22 protein-coding genes are annotated in these 22466 nt (G+C 69.5%); 16 read left to right on the top strand and 6 right to left on the bottom strand.

Annotation, left to right across the window (positions count from 1 at the left end):
• The first annotated feature begins 248 nt into the window (after positions 1-248).
• The 5 genes from P6166_RS11550 to P6166_RS11530 all read left to right on the top strand — a co-directional run bounded on the left by P6166_RS11550 (position 249) and on the right by P6166_RS11530 (position 5740).
• Positions 249-1229: a CsgG/HfaB family protein gene (locus P6166_RS11550; protein ID WP_277764608.1), complete on the top strand. Its 981-nt coding sequence runs from the start codon at positions 249-251 to the stop codon at positions 1227-1229.
• Positions 1230-1365: 136 nt separating this feature from the next.
• The gene (locus tag P6166_RS11545; protein ID WP_277764607.1) at positions 1366-1644 is read left to right on the top strand and encodes a YbeD family protein; all 279 of its coding nucleotides are present in this window, start codon (positions 1366-1368) and stop codon (positions 1642-1644) included.
• Positions 1632-2342 (top strand): lipoyl(octanoyl) transferase LipB, encoded by a 711-nt coding sequence (gene lipB, locus P6166_RS11540; protein WP_277764606.1) that lies wholly within the window; start codon positions 1632-1634, stop codon positions 2340-2342. The genes P6166_RS11545 and lipB overlap by 13 nt, the downstream gene beginning before the upstream one ends.
• 17 nt (positions 2343-2359) lie before the next feature.
• Entirely contained in the window at positions 2360-3373 is a 1014-nt protein-coding gene (gene lipA / locus P6166_RS11535; RefSeq protein ID WP_277764605.1) for a lipoyl synthase, read from the top strand.
• Positions 3374-3556: 183 nt separating this feature from the next.
• Positions 3557-5740: a carboxy terminal-processing peptidase gene (locus tag P6166_RS11530; RefSeq protein WP_277764604.1), complete on the top strand. Its 2184-nt coding sequence runs from the start codon at positions 3557-3559 to the stop codon at positions 5738-5740.
• A gap of 73 nt (positions 5741-5813) precedes the next feature.
• On the opposite strand, the gene P6166_RS11525 is transcribed toward P6166_RS11530, so the two are convergent.
• On the bottom strand, positions 5814-6197 hold the full coding sequence (locus P6166_RS11525; RefSeq protein WP_277764603.1) for a VOC family protein: 384 nt from the start codon (positions 6195-6197) through the stop codon (positions 5814-5816).
• Positions 6198-6226: 29 nt separating this feature from the next.
• The gene (locus P6166_RS11520; RefSeq protein WP_277764602.1) at positions 6227-7108 is read right to left on the bottom strand and encodes an endonuclease/exonuclease/phosphatase family protein; all 882 of its coding nucleotides are present in this window, start codon (positions 7106-7108) and stop codon (positions 6227-6229) included.
• Positions 7109-7273: 165 nt separating this feature from the next.
• Here P6166_RS11520 and P6166_RS11515 point away from each other — a divergent pair, with 165 nt between their 5' ends.
• From P6166_RS11515 to gnd, 4 genes are all read left to right on the top strand, one after another.
• Positions 7274-7987 carry a DUF2242 domain-containing protein gene (locus tag P6166_RS11515; RefSeq protein ID WP_277764601.1) on the top strand — a complete coding sequence of 238 codons (714 nt, stop codon included), beginning with the start codon at positions 7274-7276 and terminating at the stop codon, positions 7985-7987.
• Positions 7988-8111: 124 nt separating this feature from the next.
• Positions 8112-8468 carry a glycine zipper 2TM domain-containing protein gene (locus P6166_RS11510; protein ID WP_277764600.1) on the top strand — a complete coding sequence of 119 codons (357 nt, stop codon included), beginning with the start codon at positions 8112-8114 and terminating at the stop codon, positions 8466-8468.
• A 62-nt stretch (positions 8469-8530) separates the two neighbouring features.
• A complete protein-coding gene (locus P6166_RS11505; RefSeq protein WP_277764599.1) occupies positions 8531-9742 on the top strand; it encodes a hypothetical protein in 1212 nt (403 codons plus the stop codon).
• Between the two features lie 71 nt (positions 9743-9813).
• On the top strand, positions 9814-10743 hold the full coding sequence (gene gnd, locus P6166_RS11500; protein WP_277764598.1) for a phosphogluconate dehydrogenase (NAD(+)-dependent, decarboxylating): 930 nt from the start codon (positions 9814-9816) through the stop codon (positions 10741-10743).
• 3 nt (positions 10744-10746) lie between these two features.
• On the opposite strand, the gene P6166_RS11495 is transcribed toward gnd, so the two are convergent.
• Complete coding sequence (locus P6166_RS11495) at positions 10747-11784, bottom strand: oxidoreductase (RefSeq protein WP_277764597.1); 1038 nt, start codon at positions 11782-11784, stop codon at positions 10747-10749.
• Between the two features lie 183 nt (positions 11785-11967).
• On the opposite strand from P6166_RS11495, the gene P6166_RS11490 reads away from it, so the two are divergent.
• From P6166_RS11490 to P6166_RS11475, 4 genes are all read left to right on the top strand, one after another.
• The gene (locus tag P6166_RS11490) at positions 11968-12261 is read left to right on the top strand and encodes a BON domain-containing protein (protein ID WP_277764646.1); all 294 of its coding nucleotides are present in this window, start codon (positions 11968-11970) and stop codon (positions 12259-12261) included.
• A gap of 252 nt (positions 12262-12513) precedes the next feature.
• Positions 12514-14322 carry an ATP-binding protein gene (locus tag P6166_RS11485; protein WP_277764596.1) on the top strand — a complete coding sequence of 603 codons (1809 nt, stop codon included), beginning with the start codon at positions 12514-12516 and terminating at the stop codon, positions 14320-14322.
• Complete coding sequence (locus P6166_RS11480; protein ID WP_277764595.1) at positions 14319-14759, top strand: response regulator; 441 nt, start codon at positions 14319-14321, stop codon at positions 14757-14759. Before P6166_RS11485 ends, P6166_RS11480 begins: the two co-directional genes overlap by 4 nt.
• A 1-nt stretch (position 14760) precedes the next feature.
• Positions 14761-16266: a hybrid sensor histidine kinase/response regulator gene (locus P6166_RS11475; protein ID WP_277764594.1), complete on the top strand. Its 1506-nt coding sequence runs from the start codon at positions 14761-14763 to the stop codon at positions 16264-16266.
• On the opposite strand, the gene P6166_RS11470 is transcribed toward P6166_RS11475, so the two are convergent.
• Positions 16263-17012 carry a 20S proteasome subunit A/B gene (locus tag P6166_RS11470; protein ID WP_277764593.1) on the bottom strand — a complete coding sequence of 250 codons (750 nt, stop codon included), beginning with the start codon at positions 17010-17012 and terminating at the stop codon, positions 16263-16265. The genes P6166_RS11475 and P6166_RS11470 overlap by 4 nt on opposite strands.
• A 112-nt stretch (positions 17013-17124) precedes the next feature.
• Here P6166_RS11470 and folK point away from each other — a divergent pair, with 112 nt between their 5' ends.
• The gene (gene folK, locus P6166_RS11465) at positions 17125-17613 is read left to right on the top strand and encodes a 2-amino-4-hydroxy-6-hydroxymethyldihydropteridine diphosphokinase (RefSeq protein ID WP_277764592.1); all 489 of its coding nucleotides are present in this window, start codon (positions 17125-17127) and stop codon (positions 17611-17613) included.
• 51 nt (positions 17614-17664) lie between these two features.
• Here the strand turns inward: folK and P6166_RS11460 are convergent, their stop codons facing one another.
• A complete protein-coding gene (locus P6166_RS11460; protein WP_277764591.1) occupies positions 17665-18402 on the bottom strand; it encodes a pteridine reductase in 738 nt (245 codons plus the stop codon).
• Positions 18403-18425: 23 nt separating this feature from the next.
• Here P6166_RS11460 and P6166_RS11455 point away from each other — a divergent pair, with 23 nt between their 5' ends.
• On the top strand, positions 18426-19646 hold the full coding sequence (locus P6166_RS11455; protein ID WP_277764590.1) for a class I SAM-dependent methyltransferase: 1221 nt from the start codon (positions 18426-18428) through the stop codon (positions 19644-19646).
• Positions 19634-20059, top strand: a complete 426-nt coding sequence (locus tag P6166_RS11450; RefSeq protein WP_277764645.1) for a VanZ family protein — start codon at positions 19634-19636, stop codon at positions 20057-20059. The genes P6166_RS11455 and P6166_RS11450 overlap by 13 nt, the downstream gene beginning before the upstream one ends.
• Before the next feature lie 77 nt (positions 20060-20136).
• On the opposite strand, the gene P6166_RS11445 is transcribed toward P6166_RS11450, so the two are convergent.
• The gene (locus P6166_RS11445) at positions 20137-22434 is read right to left on the bottom strand and encodes a family 20 glycosylhydrolase (RefSeq protein ID WP_277764589.1); all 2298 of its coding nucleotides are present in this window, start codon (positions 22432-22434) and stop codon (positions 20137-20139) included.
• Positions 22435-22466: the final 32 nt, after the last annotated feature.

Below are 22466 nucleotides of genomic sequence, written 5' to 3'. Positions count from 1 at the left end.
AAGCAACGTGAATGGGGAGGAAACGTCGTGTGAAGATTAGACGCTTCCCGCCACCGCCCCGCCAGTACTCCCGGCGCATCTCAGCGTTGCAGTCCGCTGCGGGGGGCGGCCGTCACTGGGGCTGCGCGCGCGCGGCGTATGATGGCGGCGGGGATGCCTGCATTCCCGGGGAACGGGATGTCCCCTCCGGGGACTCCCACTGTTTGGACCGCGTCCTGGCGATGGACGCATGCAGAGGGAAGTGAAGCATGAAGAACTTGTCTGTCCCGGCCGCCGTGGCCGCCGGAATGCTCGGCCTGTGTCTGGCCGCGACCAGCCAGCCCGCCTCGGCGGGTTTCAAGGATGCCTTCAAGGGCAACGCGCAGGACCAGCGCAAGCAGGGCGAGGCCGACATTCCGGTGTGCGCCAAGCCGCTGGGCACCGTCTCCGTGCTGGAGCCGGAGGATGCGACCAACTGGTGGAGCGGCCAGCAGCTGCCCGCGCCTTCCAAGCTGATCAAGGTGTTCGTCAACCGCTCGCGCTGCTTCACCCTGGTGGACCGTGGCGCCGGCCTGAATGCCGCCAAGGCCGAGCGTGACCTCGCCTCCAGCGGCGAGCTGCGCAATCGCTCCAACGTGGGCAAGGGCCAGATGAAGGCGGCCGACTACGTGCTGGTGCCCGACCTGGTCTCGCAGAACAGCAATGCCGGTGGCAACGCCATCAGCGGCCTGCTCGGCGGGCTGGTGGGCGGCAATGCCGGCCAGGTGATCGGCGGCCTCAACATGAAGAAGAAGACCGCCGACGTGGTGCTGACCCTGACCGACACCCGCTCCACCGAGCAGGTCGCCATGTCCGAGGGCAATGCCAGCAAGACCGACCTGGGCTGGGGCGGCAGCGGCCGCCTCTTCAGCGGCTACGACTACGGCGCCGCGGGCGCCAGCGGCTACGCCAACACCGAGATCGGCCAGGTCATCACGTTGGCCTACCTGCAGGCCTATACCGACATGGTCAGCCAGCTGGGCGGGCTGTCCGGCAACGCTGCCGCCAGCAATGCGCAGCAGGCGGTCACCGTGACCAAGCCGGCGCGCCTGCTCGCCAACGCCAAGGGCACCGGTGCGGCCGTGCGCACCCTGGAAGTGGGCATGATGCTGTACCCCACCGGCAACAAGGAGGGGACGATGTGGGAAGTCGAGGACGAGATGGGCAACAAGGGCTGGGTCTCCTCGACCCTGCTGGAGCTGTCCAAGTAAGTCCGCCCGTCCCGCCCGGCCCGCCGGGCGGGACCTGGGCCGGCGCGCTGCCATGCGGCGCGCCGGCCGCCATGCGCGACGCTGCATCCCGGCCCCGGGGTTGGGTTTGCCCGCGCGGGGCCCAATAATGGCGCCCATGGAAATCAAGTCCGACAACCCCGATCACGGCTTCCAGTTCCCCGGCACCTTCGAGCTCAGCGCGATGGGTACCGCCGACAAGGGCCTGGAGACCGAGCTGCCGCGCCTGCTCGCCGACAGCGGCGTGGAAGTGCTGGAAGAGCGCATCAGCTGGCGCCACTCGAGCAACGGCAAGTACGTGTCCGTGCGCATCGGCTTCCGCGCCGAGAGCCGCGAGCAGTACGACGCCGCGCACGCCGCCCTGCGCGATCATCCGGAAGTGAAGTGGACGCTGTAAGCGCCTGCGACGCCGCCGCGGCCCCGGCCGTGGCGAGCACCCCGCAGCCGGCGGTGGTGCGCCTGCTCGGCCGCCAGCCCTACGAGCCGGTCTGGCATGCGATGCAGCGCTTCACCGATGCGCGCACCGAAGCCACCGCCGACGAGCTGTGGGTGGTCGAGCACGACCCGGTGTTCACCCTCGGCCAGGCCGGCAAGGACGAGCACGTGCTGGCGCCGGGCGACATCCCGGTGATCCATGTCGACCGCGGCGGCCAGGTGACCTATCACGGCCCCGGCCAGATCGTGGTGTACCCGCTGCTGGACCTGCGCCGGATCGGCATCGGCGTGCGCGAATACGTGTGCCGCATCGAGCAGGCCATCATCGACACGTTGCTGGAGTGGAACATCGTGGCCGTGCGCCGCGAAGGCGCGCCCGGCGTGTACGTGGGCGATGCCAAGATCGCCGCGCTCGGCATCCGCGTCCGCCGCGGCTGCACTTTCCACGGCCTGGCCTTCAACGTGGACATGAACCTGGAACCGTTCCAGCGCATCAATCCCTGCGGCTACCAGGGCCTGCAGGTGACCTCGGTGCTAGACTTGGGCGGTCCTTCCGGCATGGAAGCGGTGCAGCGCGTGCTGCTCGACGAACTGGCCCGCCAGTTCGGCCTGTCGCTGCGCACCGACCCCGTCCTGCCCGACCTTTCCTCCGCGGCCTGACCGCGCATCGCCTTGCCATGACCCAGCCAACCGCCCGCACCATTCCCCTGGAGGTCGTCGCGACCGACAGCACCCCGGCCGCGCCCTTGCAGGCCGGCGCCAAGCAGCTGGGCGGCGACAAGATCAACCGCTCGCCGGTGCAGTTCCTCGATGCCCCGGTGCTGCGCAAGCCCTCGTGGATCCGCGTGCGCATCCCGTCCGGCAACGCGGTGCAGAACCTCAAGGCGAAGCTGCGCGAGAACCGCCTGGTCACGGTGTGCGAAGAGGCCAGCTGCCCGAACATCCACGAGTGCTTCGGCCACGGCACGGCGACCTTCATGATCCTCGGCGAGGTCTGCACGCGCCGCTGCTCGTTCTGCGACGTCGCCCATGGCCGGCCCAAGCCGCCGGACCCGAACGAACCGCTCAGCCTGGCCACCACCGTGGCCGACATGGGCCTGAAGTACGTGGTGGTGACCAGCGTGGACCGCGACGACCTGCGCGACGGCGGTGCCCAGCACTTCGTCGACTGCATCGCCGCCATCCGCACGCATGCGCCCAAGACCCGCATCGAGATCCTCACCCCGGATTTCCGCGGCAAGGGCCGCATGGACCGCGCGCTGGAGATCCTGGCCGCCAACCCGCCGGACGTGTTCAACCACAACATCGAGACCGTGCCGGACCTGTACCCCAACGTCCGCCCCGGCGCCGACTACCAGTGGTCGCTGACGCTGCTGCAGAAGTTCAAGGCCCAGCACCCGGAGGTCAGCACCAAGTCCGGCATCATGCTGGGCCTGGGCGAGACCCTGGAGCAGGTGCACGCCACCTTGCGCGACCTGCGCGCCCACGACGTGGACATGGTGACCATCGGCCAGTACCTGCAGCCGACCCCGCACCACCACCCGGTGATGCGCTACTGGACGCCGGAGGAATACAAGGCGCTGGAAGACTACGGCTACGCCCTGGGCTTCGCCCACGTCGCCTCCGGCCCGATGGTGCGTTCCTCCTACCATGCTGACCGCCAGGCCGCCGGCGCTGGCGTGCACGCCTGAGCCCGCGCTGCCTGCTGAACCGCCTGCCTCCGCGACGACGCCCTCAGGCGTCGTTCACGGCTTGCCCCCGGATAGCCGCTTAGGCTGGGCGCACAGATGACAAGCGCTGCAACTTTGGGCACTGTCGTGCTGTCCGATGATTCTCTGCAGCCCCATGACGGCCATCGCGCCGAGAGTAAGCCCATGAAATTCAAAGCCCCCGCGAAGATCTCCGCCGGCCTGCTGGCCCTGGCGCTGACCGCGCCGCTGGCGCTGATGGCGCGCGCCGATACCGCGCTGCCGCCGGCCGCCACGGCCGACCAGGCCACCGCCACCAAGCTGGTCTACGGCCTGCTCTCCGACAGCCGGTACGCATATCGCCCGCGGGTGCTCGACGAAGCGATGTCCAAGGACGTGTTCAAGCGCTACCTGGAGTCGCTCGACGGCAGCAAGATGTACTTCACCCAGGCCGACGTGGACGGCTTCGCGCCGCTGCAGGCCAAGGTGGGCGACGCGATCCGCGGCGGCCAGCTCGACCCGGCCTTCGACGTGTTCGCCGTCTACAAGCAGCGCGTCGGCCAGCGCGTGAGCTACGCGCGCAAGCTGCTGAACCAGAACTTCGATTTCAGCACCGACGAGAAATTCGAGTACGACCGCGAGAAGTCGCCGTGGGCCGCCAATGACGCCGAGCTGGACAAGCTCTGGCGCCAGCAGGTGATGAACGACTGGCTGCGGCTGAAGCTGGCCGGCAAGCAGCCGGCCGACATCCGCAAGACGCTGGACAAGCGCTACGCCAACCTCGCCAAGTCGGTGAACGAACTCAAGGGCGAGGACATCTTCCAGGTGTTCCTGAGCGCCTACACCAACGCGGTGGACCCGCACACCGACTACTTCACCCCGCGCACGGCCGAGAACTTCAACCAGCAGATGTCGCTGTCGCTGGAAGGCATCGGCGCGCAGCTGCAGAAGCAGGACGACATGGTGGTGATCCGCGAGATCATCGCCGGCGGCCCGGCCGCCATCGACGCCACGCTCAAGCCGGGCGACCGCATCGTCGGCGTCGGGCAGGACCGTTCCGGCCCGATGGAGGACGTGATCGGCTGGCGCATCGACGATGTCGTGGCCAAGATCCGCGGCAAGAAGGACACCCAGGTCCGCATCGAGTACATCCCCGCCGAATCCGGCATCGACGGCACGCACCGCACCGTGACCCTCACCCGGCAGAAGGTGCGCCTGGCCGAACAGGCCGCCAAGGGCGAAACCATCACCCTGCCGGCGAAGGACGGCGAGCCGCAGCGCCGCATCGGCATCATCAAGCTGCCGGGCTTCTACCAGGATTTCGAAGGCCGCCGCCGCAACGCCGCCGACTACGCCTCGGCCACGCGCGACGTCGCCAAGCTGCTGGCCGGCTTCAAGAACGACAAGCTCGACGGCGTCGTGCTCGACCTGCGCAACAACGGCGGCGGTTCGCTGGATGAGGCGGTCGAATTGACCGGCCTGTTCATCGAGCAGGGCCCGGTGGTGCAGGTGCGCGAATCCGGCGGGCGCGTCACCGTCAACGGCGATCGTAGCGAGAAGGTGGCATGGGACGGCCCGCTGGCCGTGCTGATCAACCGTGGCTCGGCCTCTGCGTCGGAAATCTTCGCCGGCGCCATCCAGGACTATGGCCGCGGCCTGGTCATCGGCGAGACCACCTTCGGCAAGGGCACGGTGCAGAACATCGTCGACCTCGACCGCTGGCCCGCCAGCGAGGAACAGCGCTTCGGCCAGGTGAAGCTGACCATCGCGCAGTTCTTCCGCGTCAGCGGCAGCAGCACGCAGCACAAGGGCGTGGTGCCGGACATCGCCTTCCCGGCGAGCGTGGACGCCACCGAGTTTGGCGAGAGCACCTACGACAACGCGCTGCCGTGGACGCGCATCGCCTCGGTGCCGCACACCCAGTACGGCAACTTCGGTCCGCTGCTGCCGAAGCTGGAAGGCCTGCATGCCTCGCGCATCGCGCAGGACAAGGAATTCCAGTGGTGGGAGCAGGACGTGCAGCAGTTCCGCGAGGAGAAGGCGAAGAAGTACGTCTCGCTCAACGAAGGCGAGCGCCGCGCGGAACGCGAGAAGCAGGACAACCAGCGCAAGGAGCGCCAGGCCGTCCGCAAGCAGCTCGGCATGCCGCTGGACCCGCTCGCCGAGGACAGCGACGACGGCCTGACCGGCAACGAGCGCGACATCGCCAAGGACACCGCACGCGAGAAGGCCGCCGAGAAGCGTCCGGACCCGCTGCTGCACGAGTCGGCCGCCATCCTGGCCGATGCGGTGAACCTGCTGGAGCACGATCGCCCGCTGTCGGCGCAGGTGCTGCCGCAGTCGAGCGCGCCGGGCCGCTGGGCCGACTGAGGCCTGGCCGCGGCTGGACAGGAAAGCCCCGCGCAAGCGGGGCTTTTTTTTGGCCCGGTCTAGGCCATGCCGGTCATTCCCACGTGTGCGCCGGCGCCTTGCCCTTTTCATCGCGCATCCGCACGATGCAGAAGCGGTGCCCGGTCGGCGCTTCCATCACCCACCAGCGTTTGACGAAACCGATGCGCTTGGCGCCGAGCTTCTCCAGCCGGTCGGCCTCGGCATCGATGTCGTCGCTCTCGATGTCCAGGTGCACGCGCGAGGCGTGGGCGACGCGCTGCACTTCCACGTGCAGGCCGCCGGGCGCGCCGTCCAGCTCGGCGTACTCCGCCTCGCCTTCCTGGTAGGGGGCGCGCGCCGACAACCCCAGCGCGGCGGCCCAGAAGCGCGCGCCTTCGTCGGCGGGGTGCTCCTGGCAATCGATGATGAAACCGGCGAGCCGACTGCGATGTGCCATGACCTTCCTCCCGACGCGAAAGCGCCAGCCTAGCGCCCCGCGCGCGGGCGCGGCGTGACCGGCGCGGGGAAGCGCAGCTCGGCCAGGACCGGATAGTGGTCGGAGGGATAGAGGCCGCCCGGGCGGTCATCGAGGGTGCTGAAGTGCGTCGCCTCGAAGCCGCGCAGCAGGATCCAGTCCAGCTGGCGCCGGTCGCTGCCGCCGAAGTCCTGGAACGTGAGCCTGGGGCCATCCACCTGCGGCGCGGTGTCGCGCGCGGCGCGCAGCACGGCGGTGAGCGTGCGCCAGGTATCGCTGCCGGGCTCGCTGTTGAAATCGCCGGTCACCACGACGGGAACCTCCTTCGGCAGTGCGTCGATGCGCGAAAGCAACAACTGCGCGCTGCGCACGCGGGCCGGTTCGTCCTGCTCGCGATAGGGCAGGTGGGTGTTGAACAGGTAGAAGCGGCGGCCGTCGGCGCGGCGCTCGAACAGGCCCCAGGTCACCATGCGCGGATACGGATCGCCCCAGCCCATGCTGCCCGGCACCTCGGGGGTGGGCGAGAGCCAGAAGTCGCCGGACTCGACCAGCGCCAGCACGCGCGCGTCGTAGAACACGCCCATGTGCTCGTCTTCCGCGCCGCCGCGGCGGCCCTGCCCGAACATGCGATACGCGGGCAGTTGCGCGCGGAGGTAGCTTGCCTGCACCGGGGTCAACTCCTGCGTGCCGATGACCGCCGGCTGCGCCTGCCGGATCACCGACACCATCGCGTCGCGGCGGTCTTCCCAGCGCCGGCCGGGCTCGGTGTCCGCCGGCGTGCGCACGTTGAAGGACATCACCCGCAAGGTCGAGGAAGTGGCCGCGGTTGCCGCCGACGCGGAGAGGTGCAGGCACAGGCACAACAGGCACATCAGGTTACGCAGATACATCATGCAAACGCCTCGGACGGGAGGGGCAGCTTGTCATCCGGACGGCGGCCTGTCCGCCGCCGGGGTCTCGTTTCCGAGCATGAACCCTGGTTCGCCGTGCCGCGTGCCTTCGTCCATCGCTCACGGCGGCAGGGATATCCTTCGCCCGGATTCCATCGGGCTTTCCTCATGATCCCTTCACGCCGCCTCGCGCCCGCACTGGCCTGCCTGGGCATCGCCGTCTCGTTGACCGCCTGCGGTCGCAGCAAGGCCGACCACGTGCTGGTGCGCGAGTCCTTCAATTCCGACAACACCTACTCGCGCAACGTCGAAGTCACGCCCGCCGCCGCGTGCGAGGCCGCGCGCCGCGCGCTGCTGAGCCAGGGCTACATCGTGGCGCGCGCCGATGCCTTGGCCGTGGAGGGCAGCAAGAACTTCCAGCCCACCGAGGAATCGCACGAGCAACTGGACCTGCGTATTTCCTGCGTGCCGCAGGGCGAGGACCACGCCTGGGTATTCGTCAGCGCGGTGCAGGATCGCTACGCACTGAAGAAGAGCGCGACCTCGGCCAGCGTGGGCGTGGGCGTGCTGGGTTCGGTGTCGCTGCCGGTGGGTAGCAGCAACGACTCGATGGTGCGCGTGGCCAGCGTGACCGTGCAGGACGCCGACTTCTACAAGCGCTTCTTCGAGCGCCTGGGCATGTACCTGCCCAAGCCCACCGGCAAGTCGACCGCCGCTTCGACGCCACCGCCGCCGCCGCCGCCACCGTCCGCTCCCGCGCCGGAACCTGCACCCGCACCGGTAGACCCGCCGGTCCCCGCCGCGGAACCCACCGCCCCGGCGCCCGCGTCCGCGCCGCCGGCGCCGACCGAGCCCAAGCCGCAGGACACGCCCTTGCCATGATCGTCATCGGCGTGGCTGCCTGCTGAACGCTGTCGGTGGATTTCACGGCGCGTTGTGCGCCGCGCCGACACAGTGCGCTCCATGCGATGGCAATCCCGTCGTCGCCCCTGACCGGAGAATCGCCATGAATGCTCGTGGATACCTGACCGGCCTGGCGCTCGTGGGCCTGAGCTTCGTAGCCCAGGCGCAGACGTACGGCCCGCAGGACGAAGGCCGCCGCTTCAACGACGGCAGCGTGGTGCGTTGCCACAAGGTGGAAGTGCACAAGAACAGCAAGGACCCCAACCGCGTGACCGGCACCGTGGCCGGCGCCGTGGTGGGCGGCCTGCTCGGCAACCAGATCGGCGGCGGCAACGGCAAGAAGCTGGCCACCGTGGGCGGTGCCGTGGCCGGTGGCGCCACTGGCCGCTACGTGCAGGGCCAGCACCAGCAGAACAACGGCGACCGCGTGGTGCAGACGGTGTGCGAACGCACTCGCTGAGCCACCTTCGCGCGCAACACCAAAGCCCCGGTCGAGCCGGGGCTTTCTCTTGTGCGCGTTCGTTGGCGCGTCGCGTGGCGCTGCTGGGCGCGCTGTTGGCAGGCCCGGCCATCGCCTCCCCATGCGCCGAAGACCTGCTGCGCGAACTGGGCTGGCACATCGAGCATGCCGCCATCGATACCCCGCGCATCGCCGGTGGCACCCCCTGCCAGCGCGCCTCGCTTGCGCAGGCGCAAGCCGCAGGCGACCTGCGCGCGGTACTGCCACAGGCGCCGGCGCGCGCGCAGGCCGCGCTGCAGGCGATGTTCGACGACCCGGCCACCGTGTGCGCCTACGCCTTCCGCCTGGGCGATGCCGCCCGGCGGGCCAGCGCGCAACTGGCGGCCAACGAGGGCTACCGCTTCTTCGGCCTGCAAACCGGCTGGATCGGTTTCGGCGCGGAGGGCGCGCAGGCCCAAGGCTGGCAGCGCTTCCGCAGCTTCGGCCGCGGCTACGCGCCGGCCGCCGCGAACAGCACCGCGCTGGAGGCCTTCTACCGTGGGCACGTGCGTACCGAATGCGGCGTCGGCCGGCAGGTCGCCCAGCTGGCCACGCAGCGCGAACTCTATGGCGATGCCGCCTTCGATGCCGCCTTCACGCCGGGCGAGCTGTCCATCGGCACGTTCGTCACCCTGCACGATACCGACAGCATCCTGCTCGGCGCGCATGCCGGCGAATTCCTCGCCGACGGCAAGGCGGTGCGCACCAGCGCGATGGGGCGCCAGGCGTTCATGGGCGTGCCGGGCTTCATCGAGCACGCGTTCTCCAAGCGCTTCCTCGACGACATCAGCAACCAGGCTGAGAACTTCATCGTCGTCGATGTCAGCGAGCAAGCGGCGCAGGCGCTGGCCGCGCACGGCGGCTTGGCGTACTACGACGGGCTCAACCGCCAGCTGTGGCAGCTGTCGCAGCAAGTGGACGGGCTGGGCCGCCGCGGATTCGAACGCCTGCTCCACGAGCGCGACTCGGCGCTGCGCGCGCGGCTCGATCCGTACGAGCGCCAGGTGGTCGCGCGCATGGACGCCATCCTCGACGACCCGTTCTACCGCGGCTTCGTGGTCTACGTGCATCCGCGCGGGGTGCAGCCGATCGGCTACCACATCGCGCGCCTGCTCGACCGCAACCCGCGCACGCCTTACACGATCGACCTGGCGCTGCACAACCTGCACACCACGCTGTACCGGCGCTGGATCGATGAGCGCCTGCGGCAGTGCGCCGGCGCAACATATCGTTGACCGGCCGGGCGATGCCGACCGCGCCGGTTCATGCCAATCTGCACCCCTCTTTCGCACACGAGGATCGCGCTATGGAACTGGGAATGGTCGGCCTGGGACGGATGGGCGCCAACATGGCCGAGCGGATCATCCGCGGCGGCCACCACGTGATCGGCTTCGACCCCGGCGCCGCCGCGCGCCAGGCCGCGCAGGCCAAGGGCGTCGCGCCGGCCGCCTCGCTCGCCGAACTGGTGGCCGCGCTGCCGGTGCCGCGCGCCGTCTGGTTGATGGTGCCGGCCGGCAAGGTGGTCGACGACACGCTGGCACAGCTGCTGCCGCTGCTTTCGCCGGGCGACCTGGTCGTGGATGGCGGCAACTCGTACTACAAGGATTCCCAGCGCCGCAGCCGCGAACTGGCCGGGCACGGCATCGCCTACATCGACTGCGGCACCAGTGGCGGCGTGTGGGGCCTGAAGGAGGGCTACAGCCTGATGATCGGCGGCGACGAGGCCGCCGTGGCGCGCCTCGGGCCGGTGTTCACCGCGCTGGCCCCCGCGCCGGACCGCGGCTGGGGCCGGGTGGGCCCGAGCGGCGCCGGCCACTTCGCCAAGATGGTCCACAACGGCATCGAGTACGGCATGATGCAGGCCTACGCCGAAGGCTTCGCGCTGATGGAGCGCAAGGAAGAGTTCGCGCTGGACCTGCACCAGGTCGCCGAGATCTGGCGCGACGGCAGCGTGGTGCGTTCGTGGCTGCTGGACCTCACCGCCGATGCGCTGGGGCGCGATGCGCGCCTGGCGAGCGTGGCACCGTTCGTGGAGGACTCCGGCGAGGGCCGCTGGACAGTGGCCGAGGCCATCGACCTGGATGTTTCCGCGCCGGTCATCACGCTCTCGCTGCTCGAACGCCTGCGCTCGCGCGACAAGGATTCGTTCACCGACAAGCTGCTGGCCACGATGCGCAACGAATTCGGCGGCCACGCGCTGCACGCCGCGCCGCCGCCGACCGGCAAGCCGGACTGAGGCTCAGTCCAGCGGGAGCACCTGGCCGCGCGCGGCGGCGTCGACGGCCAGTTCCAACAGCGCCATCAGTTCCAGCGCCTGCGCGGTGGTGGCCGGCGGCGCGCCGGTGCCGGCAACGGCATCGCGAAATGCCGCGTAGCAGCGGCGATAGTCGCCCGGAACGGTGGTGACCCGCTCGCGCCGCAGCGTGCCGTCCTCGCCGGCGCGCGTGAGCCAACCGTCCACGGGATCTTCGCCCCAGCCCGCCACGCCCGGCCGCAGGCCATCGCGCAACATCGCTTCCTGGGTGTCCAGGCCGTCCTTGGTGTAGCTGCCTTCCAGGCCGTGCACGGCGAACCGGCGCCGCGCGTCGGCCACCAGGCTGCCCGCGTGCAGGTGCGCGCGCAGGCGCGGGTAGTGCAGCACCACGTGGAAGTAATCGTCGCTGCGCGCGCCCTCGCGCTGGCGCAGCAGGTCGGCGCCGATCGCCTGCGGTCGTCCGAACAGCTGCAGCGCCTGGTCGAGCAGGTGCGGGCCCAGGTCGAACCACAGGCCCGCACCGGGCGCATCGCTTTCGCGCCAGCGATCGCGCACGTGCGGCCGATGGCGGTCGAAATGCGAGTGGAATTCGGCGATCGGCCCGAGGACGCCGGCCTGCAACAACTGCTGCACGGTGAGGAAGTCCGCGTCCCAGCGCCGGTTCTGGAACACGCTGCACACGCGCCCGGCATCCACCGCGGCCGACATCACCTCGCGCGCCTGCGCCAGGTCCACGGTGAACGGCTTGTCGACCAGCACGTGCTTGCCGGCCGCCAGCGCTTCCAGCGCGATAGGGGCATGGGTGTCATTGGGCGTGGCGATCACCACCGCGTCGATATCGGGATCGGCCAGCACGCGCGCGCGGTCGGCGTCCACGCGGGTGCCGGGGTAGGCCGCGGCGGCGTCCTGATGGCGCGAGACGATCGAATGCAGGCGCAGGCCCTCGGTGGCGTCGATCAGCGGCGCGTGGAAAACCCGGCCGACGTAGCCGTAGCCGATCAGGGCGAGGTTGAGATCTTTCATGGCATCGAAGCGGGCGGCGAAAGCATTATGTTAGCGGCTGAATGGTTCACGGGATCTAGATATCGAAGTCACATGCGCTGTACGCGGCGCTGCGCATGCTGGCCCCACTCAACCGCAAAGGGAGCAATCGCGATGAAGAAGCATGTTCGCAATACGCTGGCCGCTTCGCTGGTGGCCATTTCGATGCTGGGCGCTGGCAGCGCGTTTGCCGCCGACAACAAGAATCCGCCGGCCGAATCGCAGCAGCCGGCCAGCGACACCTGGATCACCACCAAGGTCAAGAGCGACCTGCTCGCCACCGAGAACGTGCCGGGCACCGACATCAAGGTCGAGACCAAGAACGGCGTGGTGTGGCTGAGCGGCCTGGTCAAGACCCAGGCCGAGAAGGACAAGGCCGTCGCGACCGCCAAGGGCATCGAGGGCGTCAAGAAGGTCGAGGCCGCGAACCTCAAGGTCTCGGCGATGGCCGACAAGTAAGCCGCTGTTCCGTGGACGATGGCCGGGCCGTGGCGAGGCGGCCCGGCCATCGCGAGGCGCGCTCTCCGGAGCGCGCCTTTTTTCGTTGGGAGGTGTGGACGCGTTTTCACGCGGCCGGCTTTATGATGTACGTATTCATCTAGCCGCCCGGGGCGCGGCTTCGGTTATCCGCTGAACGATTCATTCGGGTGACTGTCGAATGCGGGACAATCCTTCGCCCCTGGCGGTTCCTGGAATCGAGCGAAAGAGCAGATGCAGATACCCGCCAATGAAGATGCCTGGGAACGCTGGCGCCTCCCCGCGCTGACCACGGCGATTTTCCTGATCGTGGTGGTCCCGGCATTGCTGTTGCAGCAGATGGCGCGCAGCACCGACAAGGCGGCCAACTGGGTCCAGCACAGCCAGCAGGTGCGGCAGTTGTCGCAGCAGCTGGAGTCCTCGGTGCGCGACGTGGAGTCGTCGGCGCTGATGCGCTCGCACGGCATCGAGCTGCCCGTGCTCAACGAGCGCATGCGCAGCGGCCGCGCGGCGATCGAGCGCGCCTTGTCCGAACTGATCCTGCAGACGCGCGACAACCCCGAACAGCTGGTCCGGCTGGGCCACCTGCAAGGCACCATCGACCGCCGCATGCAGCTGGCCGAGTCCATCGCCCGCTCGCGCGATCCGGTACAGACCCAGGCGCTGATCCAGGAAATGATCGTCGCCAACCCGATGCGCGAGCTGATCGACCAGCTGCAATCCTCCGAGAACGCGCTGCTGGCCCAGCGCGACCGCGAATCCAACCTGCGCCGCGTGCAGTACACCGCGCTGAGCTGGGGCGCGCTGATCGTCCAGCTGCTGCTGCTCGGCAGCGTGGTGTGGCTGCTGCAGCGCCAGACGCGCCACCGCCTGGTCGCCGAGCAGGCCTCCACGCGGGCGGCCGCGCGCGCCGCCTCGGTGCTGCAGACCGTGCGCGAGCCCATCGTGCTGCTCGACGGCCAGCAGCGCCTGGTGCTGTACAACAACGCATTCGCCGAACTCTATGGCCTGGGTGAGGAAGACCTGCGCGGGGCCGAGCTTGCCAGCATCGGCGAAGGCGCCTGGTCCGACCCGGCGATCCGGCAGCGCCTGGCCGACATCCTGCTGCGTGGCCGCGAGCTGTGGGACTACGAGCACGAGCAGAGTGGCGCCGACGGCGTGTCGCGCACCATGCTGCTCAATGCGCGGCGCATGCCGCTGCCGGACGAGGACGACCAGGTGGTGCTGATGACGGTCAGCGACGTCAGCCTGCAGAAAGCCTCCAGCGAACGCATCCAGGAGCTCAACCGGCAGCTGGAAGGCAAGGTCGAGCAGGTCTCGGAGGTCAACCGCGAGCTGGAAGCCTTCAGCTATTCGGTATCCCACGACCTGCGCGCGCCGCTGCGCCATGTCGCCGGCTTCGCCGACAAGCTGCAGCGCCACCTGGGCGAGCAGGCCGACGAGAAGTCCCAGCACTACATGCAGGTGATCAGCAGCTCGGCGCGGCGCATGGCCACGCTGATCGACGACCTGCTGGTGTATTCGCGCCTGGGGCGCAGCGCGCTGCGCATGCAGGCGGTGGACATGCAGTCGCTGGTGGCCGAAACGCGCGCCATCCTCGAGGCGAACGACCAGGTGGAACACCCGGAGCATCGCATCGAGTGGCACATCGCGCCGATGCCGATCCTGGTCGCCGACGAGAACATGATGCGGCAGCTGTGGACCAACCTGATCGGCAACGCGATCAAGTACAGCGGCAAGCGTCCGGTGGCGCGCATCGACATCGATTACGAGTCGCTGCCGGACGGCAGCCACCACTTCAGCGTCTCCGACAACGGCGCCGGCTTCGACATGGAATACGCCTCCAAGCTGTTCGGCGTGTTCCAGCGGCTGCACAAGGCCAGCGAATACCCGGGCACCGGCATCGGCCTGGCCAGCGTGCGCCGTGTGCTCGGCCGCCACGGCGGACGCATCTGGGCCGAGAGCCGGCTCGACCACGGCGCCACCTTCCATTTCATCCTGCCCGCGGCGCTCGATGCGCCCTCCCGAGAGTCATCGTCATGAGCCCCATCCGTACCATCCTGCTTGCCGAAGACAGCCCCGCCGACGCGGAAATGGCCATCGACGCCCTGCGCGAGGCGCGCCTGGCCAATCCCATCGTCCATGTCGAGGACGGTGTGGAGGTCCTGGATTACCTGTACCGTCGCGGCGCCTTCGCCGACCGCGAGGAAGGCCTGCCGGCCGTGCTGCTGCTGGACATCAAGATGCCGCGCCTGGACGGGCTGGAGGTGCTCAAGCAGATCCGCCAGGACGAGGAGCTCAAGCGCCTGCCGGTGGTGATCCTGTCTTCCTCGCGCGAGGAGAATGACCTGGCGCGCAGCTGGGACCTGGGCGTGAACGCTTACGTGGTCAAGCCGGTGGACGTGGACCAGTTCTTCAACGCCGTGCAGACCCTGGGCACTTTCTGGGCCGTCATCAACCAGGCGCCGGGAACCCACTGACATGCCGCACGAAGGGGCCCGGCTCGGCGAACTGCGCATCCTGCTGATCGAGGATTCGCCCGAAGACGCCGAACTGCTGTCCGACCAGCTCCTCGAATCGGGCCTGGAGGCGGTGTTCGAGCGCGTGGACGGCGAGCAGTCGCTGCGCCACTGCCTGGAAACATTCCGGCCCGACATCGTCCTGTCGGACCTGAGCATGCCGGGCTTCTCCGGCCACGAGGCACTGCGCATCGTGCGCAAGTTCGACCCGCGCATGCCCTTCATCTTCGTCTCCGGCACGATGGGCGAGGAAGCGGCGGTGAAGGCGCTGCAGGAAGGCGCCAACGACTACATCATCAAGCACAACCCCACCCGCCTGCCAGCGGCGGTGGCGCGCGCGGTGCGCGAGGCGCGTGTGGAGCGCGACCGCGAGCGCGTGGAAAGCGAGCTGATGCGCGCCCAGCGACTGGAGAGCCTGGCCCTGCTGGCCGCCGGCCTCAGCCATGACTTGCGCAACATCCTGCAGCCGCTGTTGATCGTGCCGGACCTGCTGGCCGGGCGCGGCGATGACCCGCAGCTGCGCCAGCTGGCCGACGTGATCGCCGAATGCGGCCGCCGTGGCCACGAGATGGCCGAATCGATGCTGTCCTTCGTGCGCGGCTCCAACAAGCCGCGCGAGCAGGTTTCGGTGGCGCGGCTGTTCCAGGCCGTGCAGCTGCTGCTGCGCAGCAGCCTGCCCAAGGGCGTGACGCTGCAGGTGGAAGGTGGCGATGGCGACCTCAGCGTGGAAGCCAACTACACCGAACTGCAGCAGTGCCTGTTGAACCTGGGCCTCAACGCCGTGCAGGCGATGCCCGACGGCGGGCAACTCACCTTCGCCGCCGCGCCGGAAGGCGAGACGCAGCTGCGCCTGAGCGTCACCGATACCGGCACCGGCATGAGCGAGGACACGCTGGCGCGGCTGTTCAGCCCGTTCTTCACCACCAAGAGCGATGGCACCGGACTGGGCCTGATTTCCTGCAAGCGCATCGTCGAAAGCTACGGCGGCACCATCACGGTGGACAGCCGGCGCGGCGAGGGCACGCGCTTCGACATCGTGCTGCCGCTGCGCGCGGCCGCGCCGGTCGGCGGCGAACACGACACCGACCTGCCGCTGGGCCGCGGCCAGCGCATCCTGCTGGTGGACGGCGAGGCCACGCGGCTGTCGCTACTGGGCAACGCGCTGTCGAGCCAGGGCTACCAGCCACAGCTGGCGGCCGATGGCGCGGCGGCCCTGCAACACGCGCAACAGCATGCGCTGCCGGACCTGGTGATCGTGGACAGCGACATCATCCTGCTCTCGGCCGTGAGCCTGCTGCTCACCATGCAGGAGCTCGGCTACCAGGGCCCGGCGATCGTGCTGGAGGACGTGGGCCAGCCGTTGCAGCGCGAACATTTCCCGCCCGATATCCCGGTCCACGTGCTGCGCAAGCCGCTGGAGATGCGCCGCGTGTTCCGCGCCGTGGCGCACGCGCTGGAAACCGGCTAGCCGGACGGATCGTCCGGCAGCTCCCACGGAAAGCGCGGCAGGGTGTGCACCGCTTCGGCGAGCTTGCGCGACCAGTTGGCGTGGATATCCGCATACAGCGGCGTGTCCGCGTCCAGGCGCATGCGCTCGGTCACGCGCAGGTCGTCGCGGCGGATCAGCGCCAGGTCGATCGGCATGCCGACGGAGAGGTTGGAGCGGATCGTCGAATCCAGCGACACCAGCGCGGTGCGCGCCGCGTCCTCCAGCCGCATGTCGGCGCGGATGATGCGGTCCAGGATCGGCTTGCCGTACTTGGATTCGCCCACCTGCAGGTAGGGCGTCTCCGGCGAGGAGGCGATGGCGTTGCCCAGCGGGTAGATCATGTACATGCCCGGCCGCTCGCCGGCGATCTGCCCGCCGAGGATCAGCGTGGCCTGCGTGCTGACGCCCTCGAACTCGGGCCGGCCGGAGGTATCGACCTGGCTGGAGACCAGGATCTGCCCCACGTACTCGGCCACCTCGAACAGGTGGCGGAAGTTGCGCAGGTTGCGCTCGGCCGCGTCGTCGACATCGCGCTGGATGCGCGCCAGCGCCAGCTGGGTGGTGGCCAGGTTGCCGGCCGACATCAGCGCGAACACCGCCTGGCCGGGATACTCGAACACGTGCAACTTGCGGTACACGCGGACATCGTCCAGCGAGGCGTTGGTGCGGGTATCCGCGGCGAAGACCAGGCCTTCGTCCACTTCGATGCCGACGCAATAGGTCATGGCGCTGTCATCGTTGACGGAACCCGCATTCTAGGTCGCCGGGCTTGCCGTGCCGTGAAGGGCGTCGCATGCCATGGTTGACGCTGGCCGCGCGCGCATGCGCGAATATTGCATGACCACCGTCCTTCTCAGCCTCGGCAGCAACCTGCAGCCGGCCCGGCACCTGCACCTGGCCGTGCAGGTGCTGCGCGAGCGCTTCGGCGAACTGCGCGTATCGCCCGCCTACCGCACCCCGGCCGTCGGCTTCGAAGGCCCGGATTTCCTCAACAACGCGGTGATGCTGCATACCGACATGGAACTGGTGCCGCTCGATGCCTGGCTGCACGCGGTGGAGGACGCGCATGGCCGCGACCGCAGCGGCCCGCGCTTTGCGGACCGAACGCTGGATATCGACGTGATCTTCTACGGCCAGCGCATCGTCGAGGGTCCGGGCCACCTGCGCGTGCCGCGCCCCGAGCTGAAGCATGCGTTCGTGCTGAAGCCGCTGGCGGATATCGCGCCGGATTTCGTCGATCCGGTGAGTGGCCGCACGCTCGACGCGTTGTGGCGTGCGCACCCGCAGCATGGCGAGCACTTCGACACGGTGCCGCTGGCGCCCTGAGCGCAAGCGCATCGGTCGCGACCGGGCGTCATCCGGCCCGGCAGTCCTTGCTCACCCCAGCAAGCGTCCGCCATCCAGCGGCAGGGTGTGCCCGGTGATGTAGTGCGCATCCTCGACCAGCCAGCGCACCGCTTCGGCCACTTCCTCCGGCGTGCCGGTCCTGCCCAGCGGCGTGCGCGCCAGCACCGCCGCCTGCGCGGCCGCGTCCTTGCCGCTTTCCGGCCACAGGATCGCGCCCGGGGCCACGGCGTTCACCCGTACCTCCGGCGCCAGGTCCACCGCCAGCGCGGCGGTGAGCGCCGCCAGCGCACCCTTGGCGGCGGTATACGCCGCATGTGCCGGCAACGGGTGCGCAAGGGCCGCATCGACAAGGTGCACGATCGCGCCCCGCCGCGCGCGCAGTGCCGGCGCCGCGGCCTGCGCCATCAGGAACGGCGCGCGCGCGTTCACCGCCATCAGCGCCTCCCACTGATCCACGGTGGCGGTCTCCAGCGGCGTGGGAAAGAAGTTGGAGGCGTTGCTGACCAGTGCATCGAGCCGGCCGAACGTGGCCAGCGTGTCATGCACCAGCGCGGCCGGCGTGGTCGCCTCGCGCAGATCGGCCTGCAGGGCCAGTACGCTGCCGGGGCGTGCCGTGTCCAGCGCCGCGCACAGCGCGGCCAGCTCCGGCCCGGAGGCGTGGGCATGGACCGCCACGCGATACCCCGCCGCGTGCAGACGGCGCACGATGGCCGCGCCGATGCGCCGCGCCGCGCCAGTGACCAGGGCCACCTTGTCGGTTTCGCTCATCTTCCGATTTCCCTCGCTCGGCTATGCTGTGCATTGTCCACGCAATCGACCTCGCCATGCAGCACCCGGACTTGCCCACGCCCGACCAGGAAGCGCTTGCCCACAGCGATGAACTCGCCGCGCTGTTGCGCGCCGAGATCCAGGCCAGTGGGGGCGCCATGCCGTTCTCGCGCTTCATGGAGCTGTCGCTCTATGCGCCGGGCTGGGGCTACTACAGCGCCGGTGCCAGCAAGTTCGGCGAGAGCGGCGATTTCGTCACCGCGCCGGAGATCGGCCCGTTGTTCGCCGCCGTGGTGGCCGGCGCCATCGCGCCGGTGTTGCAGCAGCTGGGCCCGGAGGCGCGGATCCTGGAGGTTGGCGGCGGCAGCGGCGCGTTCGCCGAGGTCACGCTCAAGCGGCTGCTGGAGCTGGACGCGCTGCCCGAGCGCTACGCCATCCTCGAACCCAGCGCGGACCTGCGCGAGCGCCAGCGCGAGCGGTTGGGCCGCACGCTGATCCCGCCGGTGTTCGATCTGGTGGAGTGGGTGGATGGCCCGTTCCCCGACGACTGGAACGGCGTGCTGTTCGCCAACGAAGTCATCGACGCCCTGCCCACGCCACGCTTCACCGTGCGCGAGGGCGAGGTGTACGAGGAAACCGTGCGGGTGGACGACCAAGGGCGTTTCGTGCGCGCCGAACAGCCGGCCGATGCCTTGCTCTCGGCCGCGGTGCGGCACCTGGAGGACTATCTGGAGGCCCCGTTCGCCGAGGGCTACCGCTCCGAGGTGCTGCCGCAACTGCCGTACTGGATCCAGGCGGTGGCCGGCGGGCTCAAGCGTGGCGCGATGCTGTTCGTGGATTACGGCTATCCGCGCCGCGAGTATTACCAGGCGCAACGCAGCGACGGCACGCTGCGCGCTTTCTACCGCCATCGCATGCACGAGGACCTGTACCGCTGGCCAGGCCTGCAGGACCTGACGGCCTCGGTGGACTTCACCGCGTTGGCCGAAGCCGGCACCGGCGCGGGCTTCGAACTGGCCGGCTACTGCAGCCAGGCCAGTTTCCTGCTCGGCAACGGGCTGGACCAGTTGCTCGAACAGGCCGATACGCGCACGGACGAGGTCGGCCGCGTGCGCCTGCGCGAGCAGGTCAAGCGCCTGACGCTGCCCAGCGAGATGGGCGAACGCTTCCAGGTGATGGGCTTCCAGAGCGAGGTGGAATTCGAAGCCGCCTTCCTGGTCGGCGACCTGACCTGGCGGCTGTGAGCGGGGCATTGCGCGCGTTCCGGCACCCCCGCCTGTGGGTCGGCGTGTGGGGCGTGCTGATGGTGGCGGTCGTGGTGGTGTGCCTGGGCCCGCCGCCGGAGATCCCGGAACTGCCGCGCAATAGCGACAAGGCCGAGCACTTCCTGACCTACTTTGGCCTGGCCTTCTGGGCCGTGCAATTGTTCGCCACGCGGCGGGCCTTGCTGTGGGCCGGGTTCGGGCTGGTGCTACTGGGCGTGGGCATCGAATTCGCGCAGGGCGCTTTCACGGTGGACCGCAGCGCCGATCCGTTCGATGCGTTGGCCAACACGCTGGGCGTAGTGGCGGGCTTGTCGTTCGCACGCACGCCGGCGCGGGAATGGCTGTCGCGGTTCGACCGGCGTGTGTTCGGCGGCCGTACCGCCGATTCGTAGGCGCCCAGGGGACGCCCGCGTCTTTCGAGGTGATCCTCGCGGGGAGCCGGGCCCGCACCGCGGGCCCGGCTGCCTGCTTACTTCGCCGGCGGTACCAGCGTCATCCGGTCCAGCACCCACATCGTCGGGCGCGTGTCGCCGGTGAAGTAGACGCACAGGTCCGCTTGCGCCTTGCGCGCGGCTTTCGGCAGCTTCACGTTCAACGTCGAGAAGCCGTCGGCACCCGGCGTGGCCGGCAGCTTCACGCTGGCCAGCGTCGGGCCTTCGCAGCCATCGCGCAGCACCAGCTCGCCATGCGCCGAGTGCGCCGGCTGGAACGTGCGATGCGATTCGTCGTGCGCCAGCTGGAAGTAGTAGGGCAGCTGGCCCGCGCGCACCTGCACGCCGTCGATGCCGCGCAGGTCGGCCTGCTTCCATTCCCAGCACGGGTTGAAGATGTCCACGTTGAACACCGCGCGCTCACCTTCGCGCGGGCCGTCATCTTCCAGGCGCAGCATCAGCTGGCCGGTGCACATCGCCAGTTCCTCGTCGCTGCGGCTGCGCAGGCTTTTCGCGCTCAGCGTGCGCGTCACCGGCGGTGCCAGCGGCTGGCCCTTCCAGAACGATGCCGCCTGCAGGGTGACGGGCAGCGCGAGCGCCAGCGGTGCCTCGTAGCGTGGCGAGTCCGCGGTCGGCGCCTGGCCATCGGTGCTGTAGCGCAGCTCGTCATAGCCCAGGCGGTCGGTGAGCGTGACGCGCACCGTGCCGTCGTCAGCCGGCGTGATCTCCACCTTCGGCTGGAAGGGCGTCTGCGCGTAGTCCGCGCCCCATGCGCGGTACAGCGCCAGCAGGTGCGGCAAGCGGTTGCGGAAATCGGCGAAGTCGCGCCGGTCGAGCGGGGACCAGCCGGTTTCGGCCACGGCCGCCGCGCGCGGGAACAAGGCATGCTCCACCCGCGCGAAGCTGCGCGAATGCTCGGTCCAGATGTTGGCCTGCACGCCGAGGATATGGTGGCGCTGCGAGGCCTCCAGCGCCTGGGGCACCGGTTCGAACGCGTACACGCGCTGCAGGTCGATGTAGGCCGGGCGGCCCGGCGGTTCGTCGGGCGAATCGGTTTGCAGGTAATCCAGGTACAGCTCGGAGGAGGGCACCATCACCACGTCGTGCCCAAGCCGCGCCGCGGTCAGGCCGCCTTCGATGCCGCGCCAGGACATCACCGCCGCTTCCGGCGGCAGGCCACCCTCGATGATTTCATCCCAGCCGATCATCCGCCGGTCGTGCGCCACCAGGAAACGTTCCAGGCGCTTGAGCATCCACGCCTGCAGCGCTTCCTCGTCCTTCAGGCCCAGTTCCTTGATGCGCGCCTGCATGCGCGGCGAGGCCTTCCATTGGTCCTTCACCGCCTCGTCGCCGCCGAGGTGGAAATAGCGGCCCGGGAACAGCGGCACCATCTCGGCGAGCACGTTCTCCAGGAACTGCAAGGTCTGCTCGTCGGCGTTGAACAGGTTGGTGTTCACGCCCCACTCGTTGGAGACCTCGATCTGCTTGCCGCTGACGCCCAGCTCCGGGTATGCCGAGATGGCCGCGGTCGCATGGCCGGGGATGTCGAACTCCGGCACCACGGTGATGTGGCGTTGCGCCGCGTAGGCGACGACTTCGCGCACCTGGTCCTGCGTGTAGAAGCCGCAGTAAGGCACCGGCTTGCCATCGGCACCGACGCCGCCATCGCCGGCCGGAATGCGGCAGCCGCCCACCTCGGTCAGGCGCGGGTAGCGCTTGATCTCGATGCGCCAGCCCTGGTCGTCGGTCAGGTGCCAATGGAAGGTGTTGAACTTGTGCAGCGCCATCACGTCCAGCAGCGATTTGACCTGCGCCACGCTCTGGAAATGCCGTGCCGAATCGAGCATCAGCCCGCGCCAGCCAAAGCGCGGCGCGTCGGTGATGCGGCCGGCCGGCAGCACGGCGGCGGCGGTTTCACCGCGTGCCGGCGCCAGCTGCCATAGCGTCACCGCCGCGTAGAACAGGCCGCGCGGATCGGCCGCGCGGGCGTGCACGCCATGGGCGTCGATATCCAGCACGTAGCCTTCCGGCGAGGTGCTGGCCTTGGGGTCGATGGCGAAGGCGATCTCGCCGGGCTTCGCGCGCCCGGCCGGCGCCAGGGCCAGGCGCACGCCGCTGCCGCGCTCCAGGCCTTCGACGAACTGGCGCGCGGTGGGTTCGGCGGCCGCGTCGGCGGGGCGCACAAGCACTTGCGGGGTGAGCGCGAAGCCGCCCTGGGCGGCCTGCACCTGCGCAGGCGCGGGGATGACGGGAAGCGGATTGGCCGCGAAAGCGGCCGGGGCGAGCATGGCCAGCAGCAGGGCCAGGCGCGGCAGAACACGGGTGCGGGCAGTCATCGGATCGTTCCTCCGGTGGCGGCATTGGGGAA

Source organism: Stenotrophomonas sp. HITSZ_GD (assembly GCF_029543105.1).
In the GTDB taxonomy this organism is placed as follows: Bacteria; Pseudomonadota; Gammaproteobacteria; order Xanthomonadales; family Xanthomonadaceae; genus Stenotrophomonas_A.
Note: the sequence above shows the minus strand (reverse complement) of the source record. Positions and strands in the feature narration are given on the sequence as shown.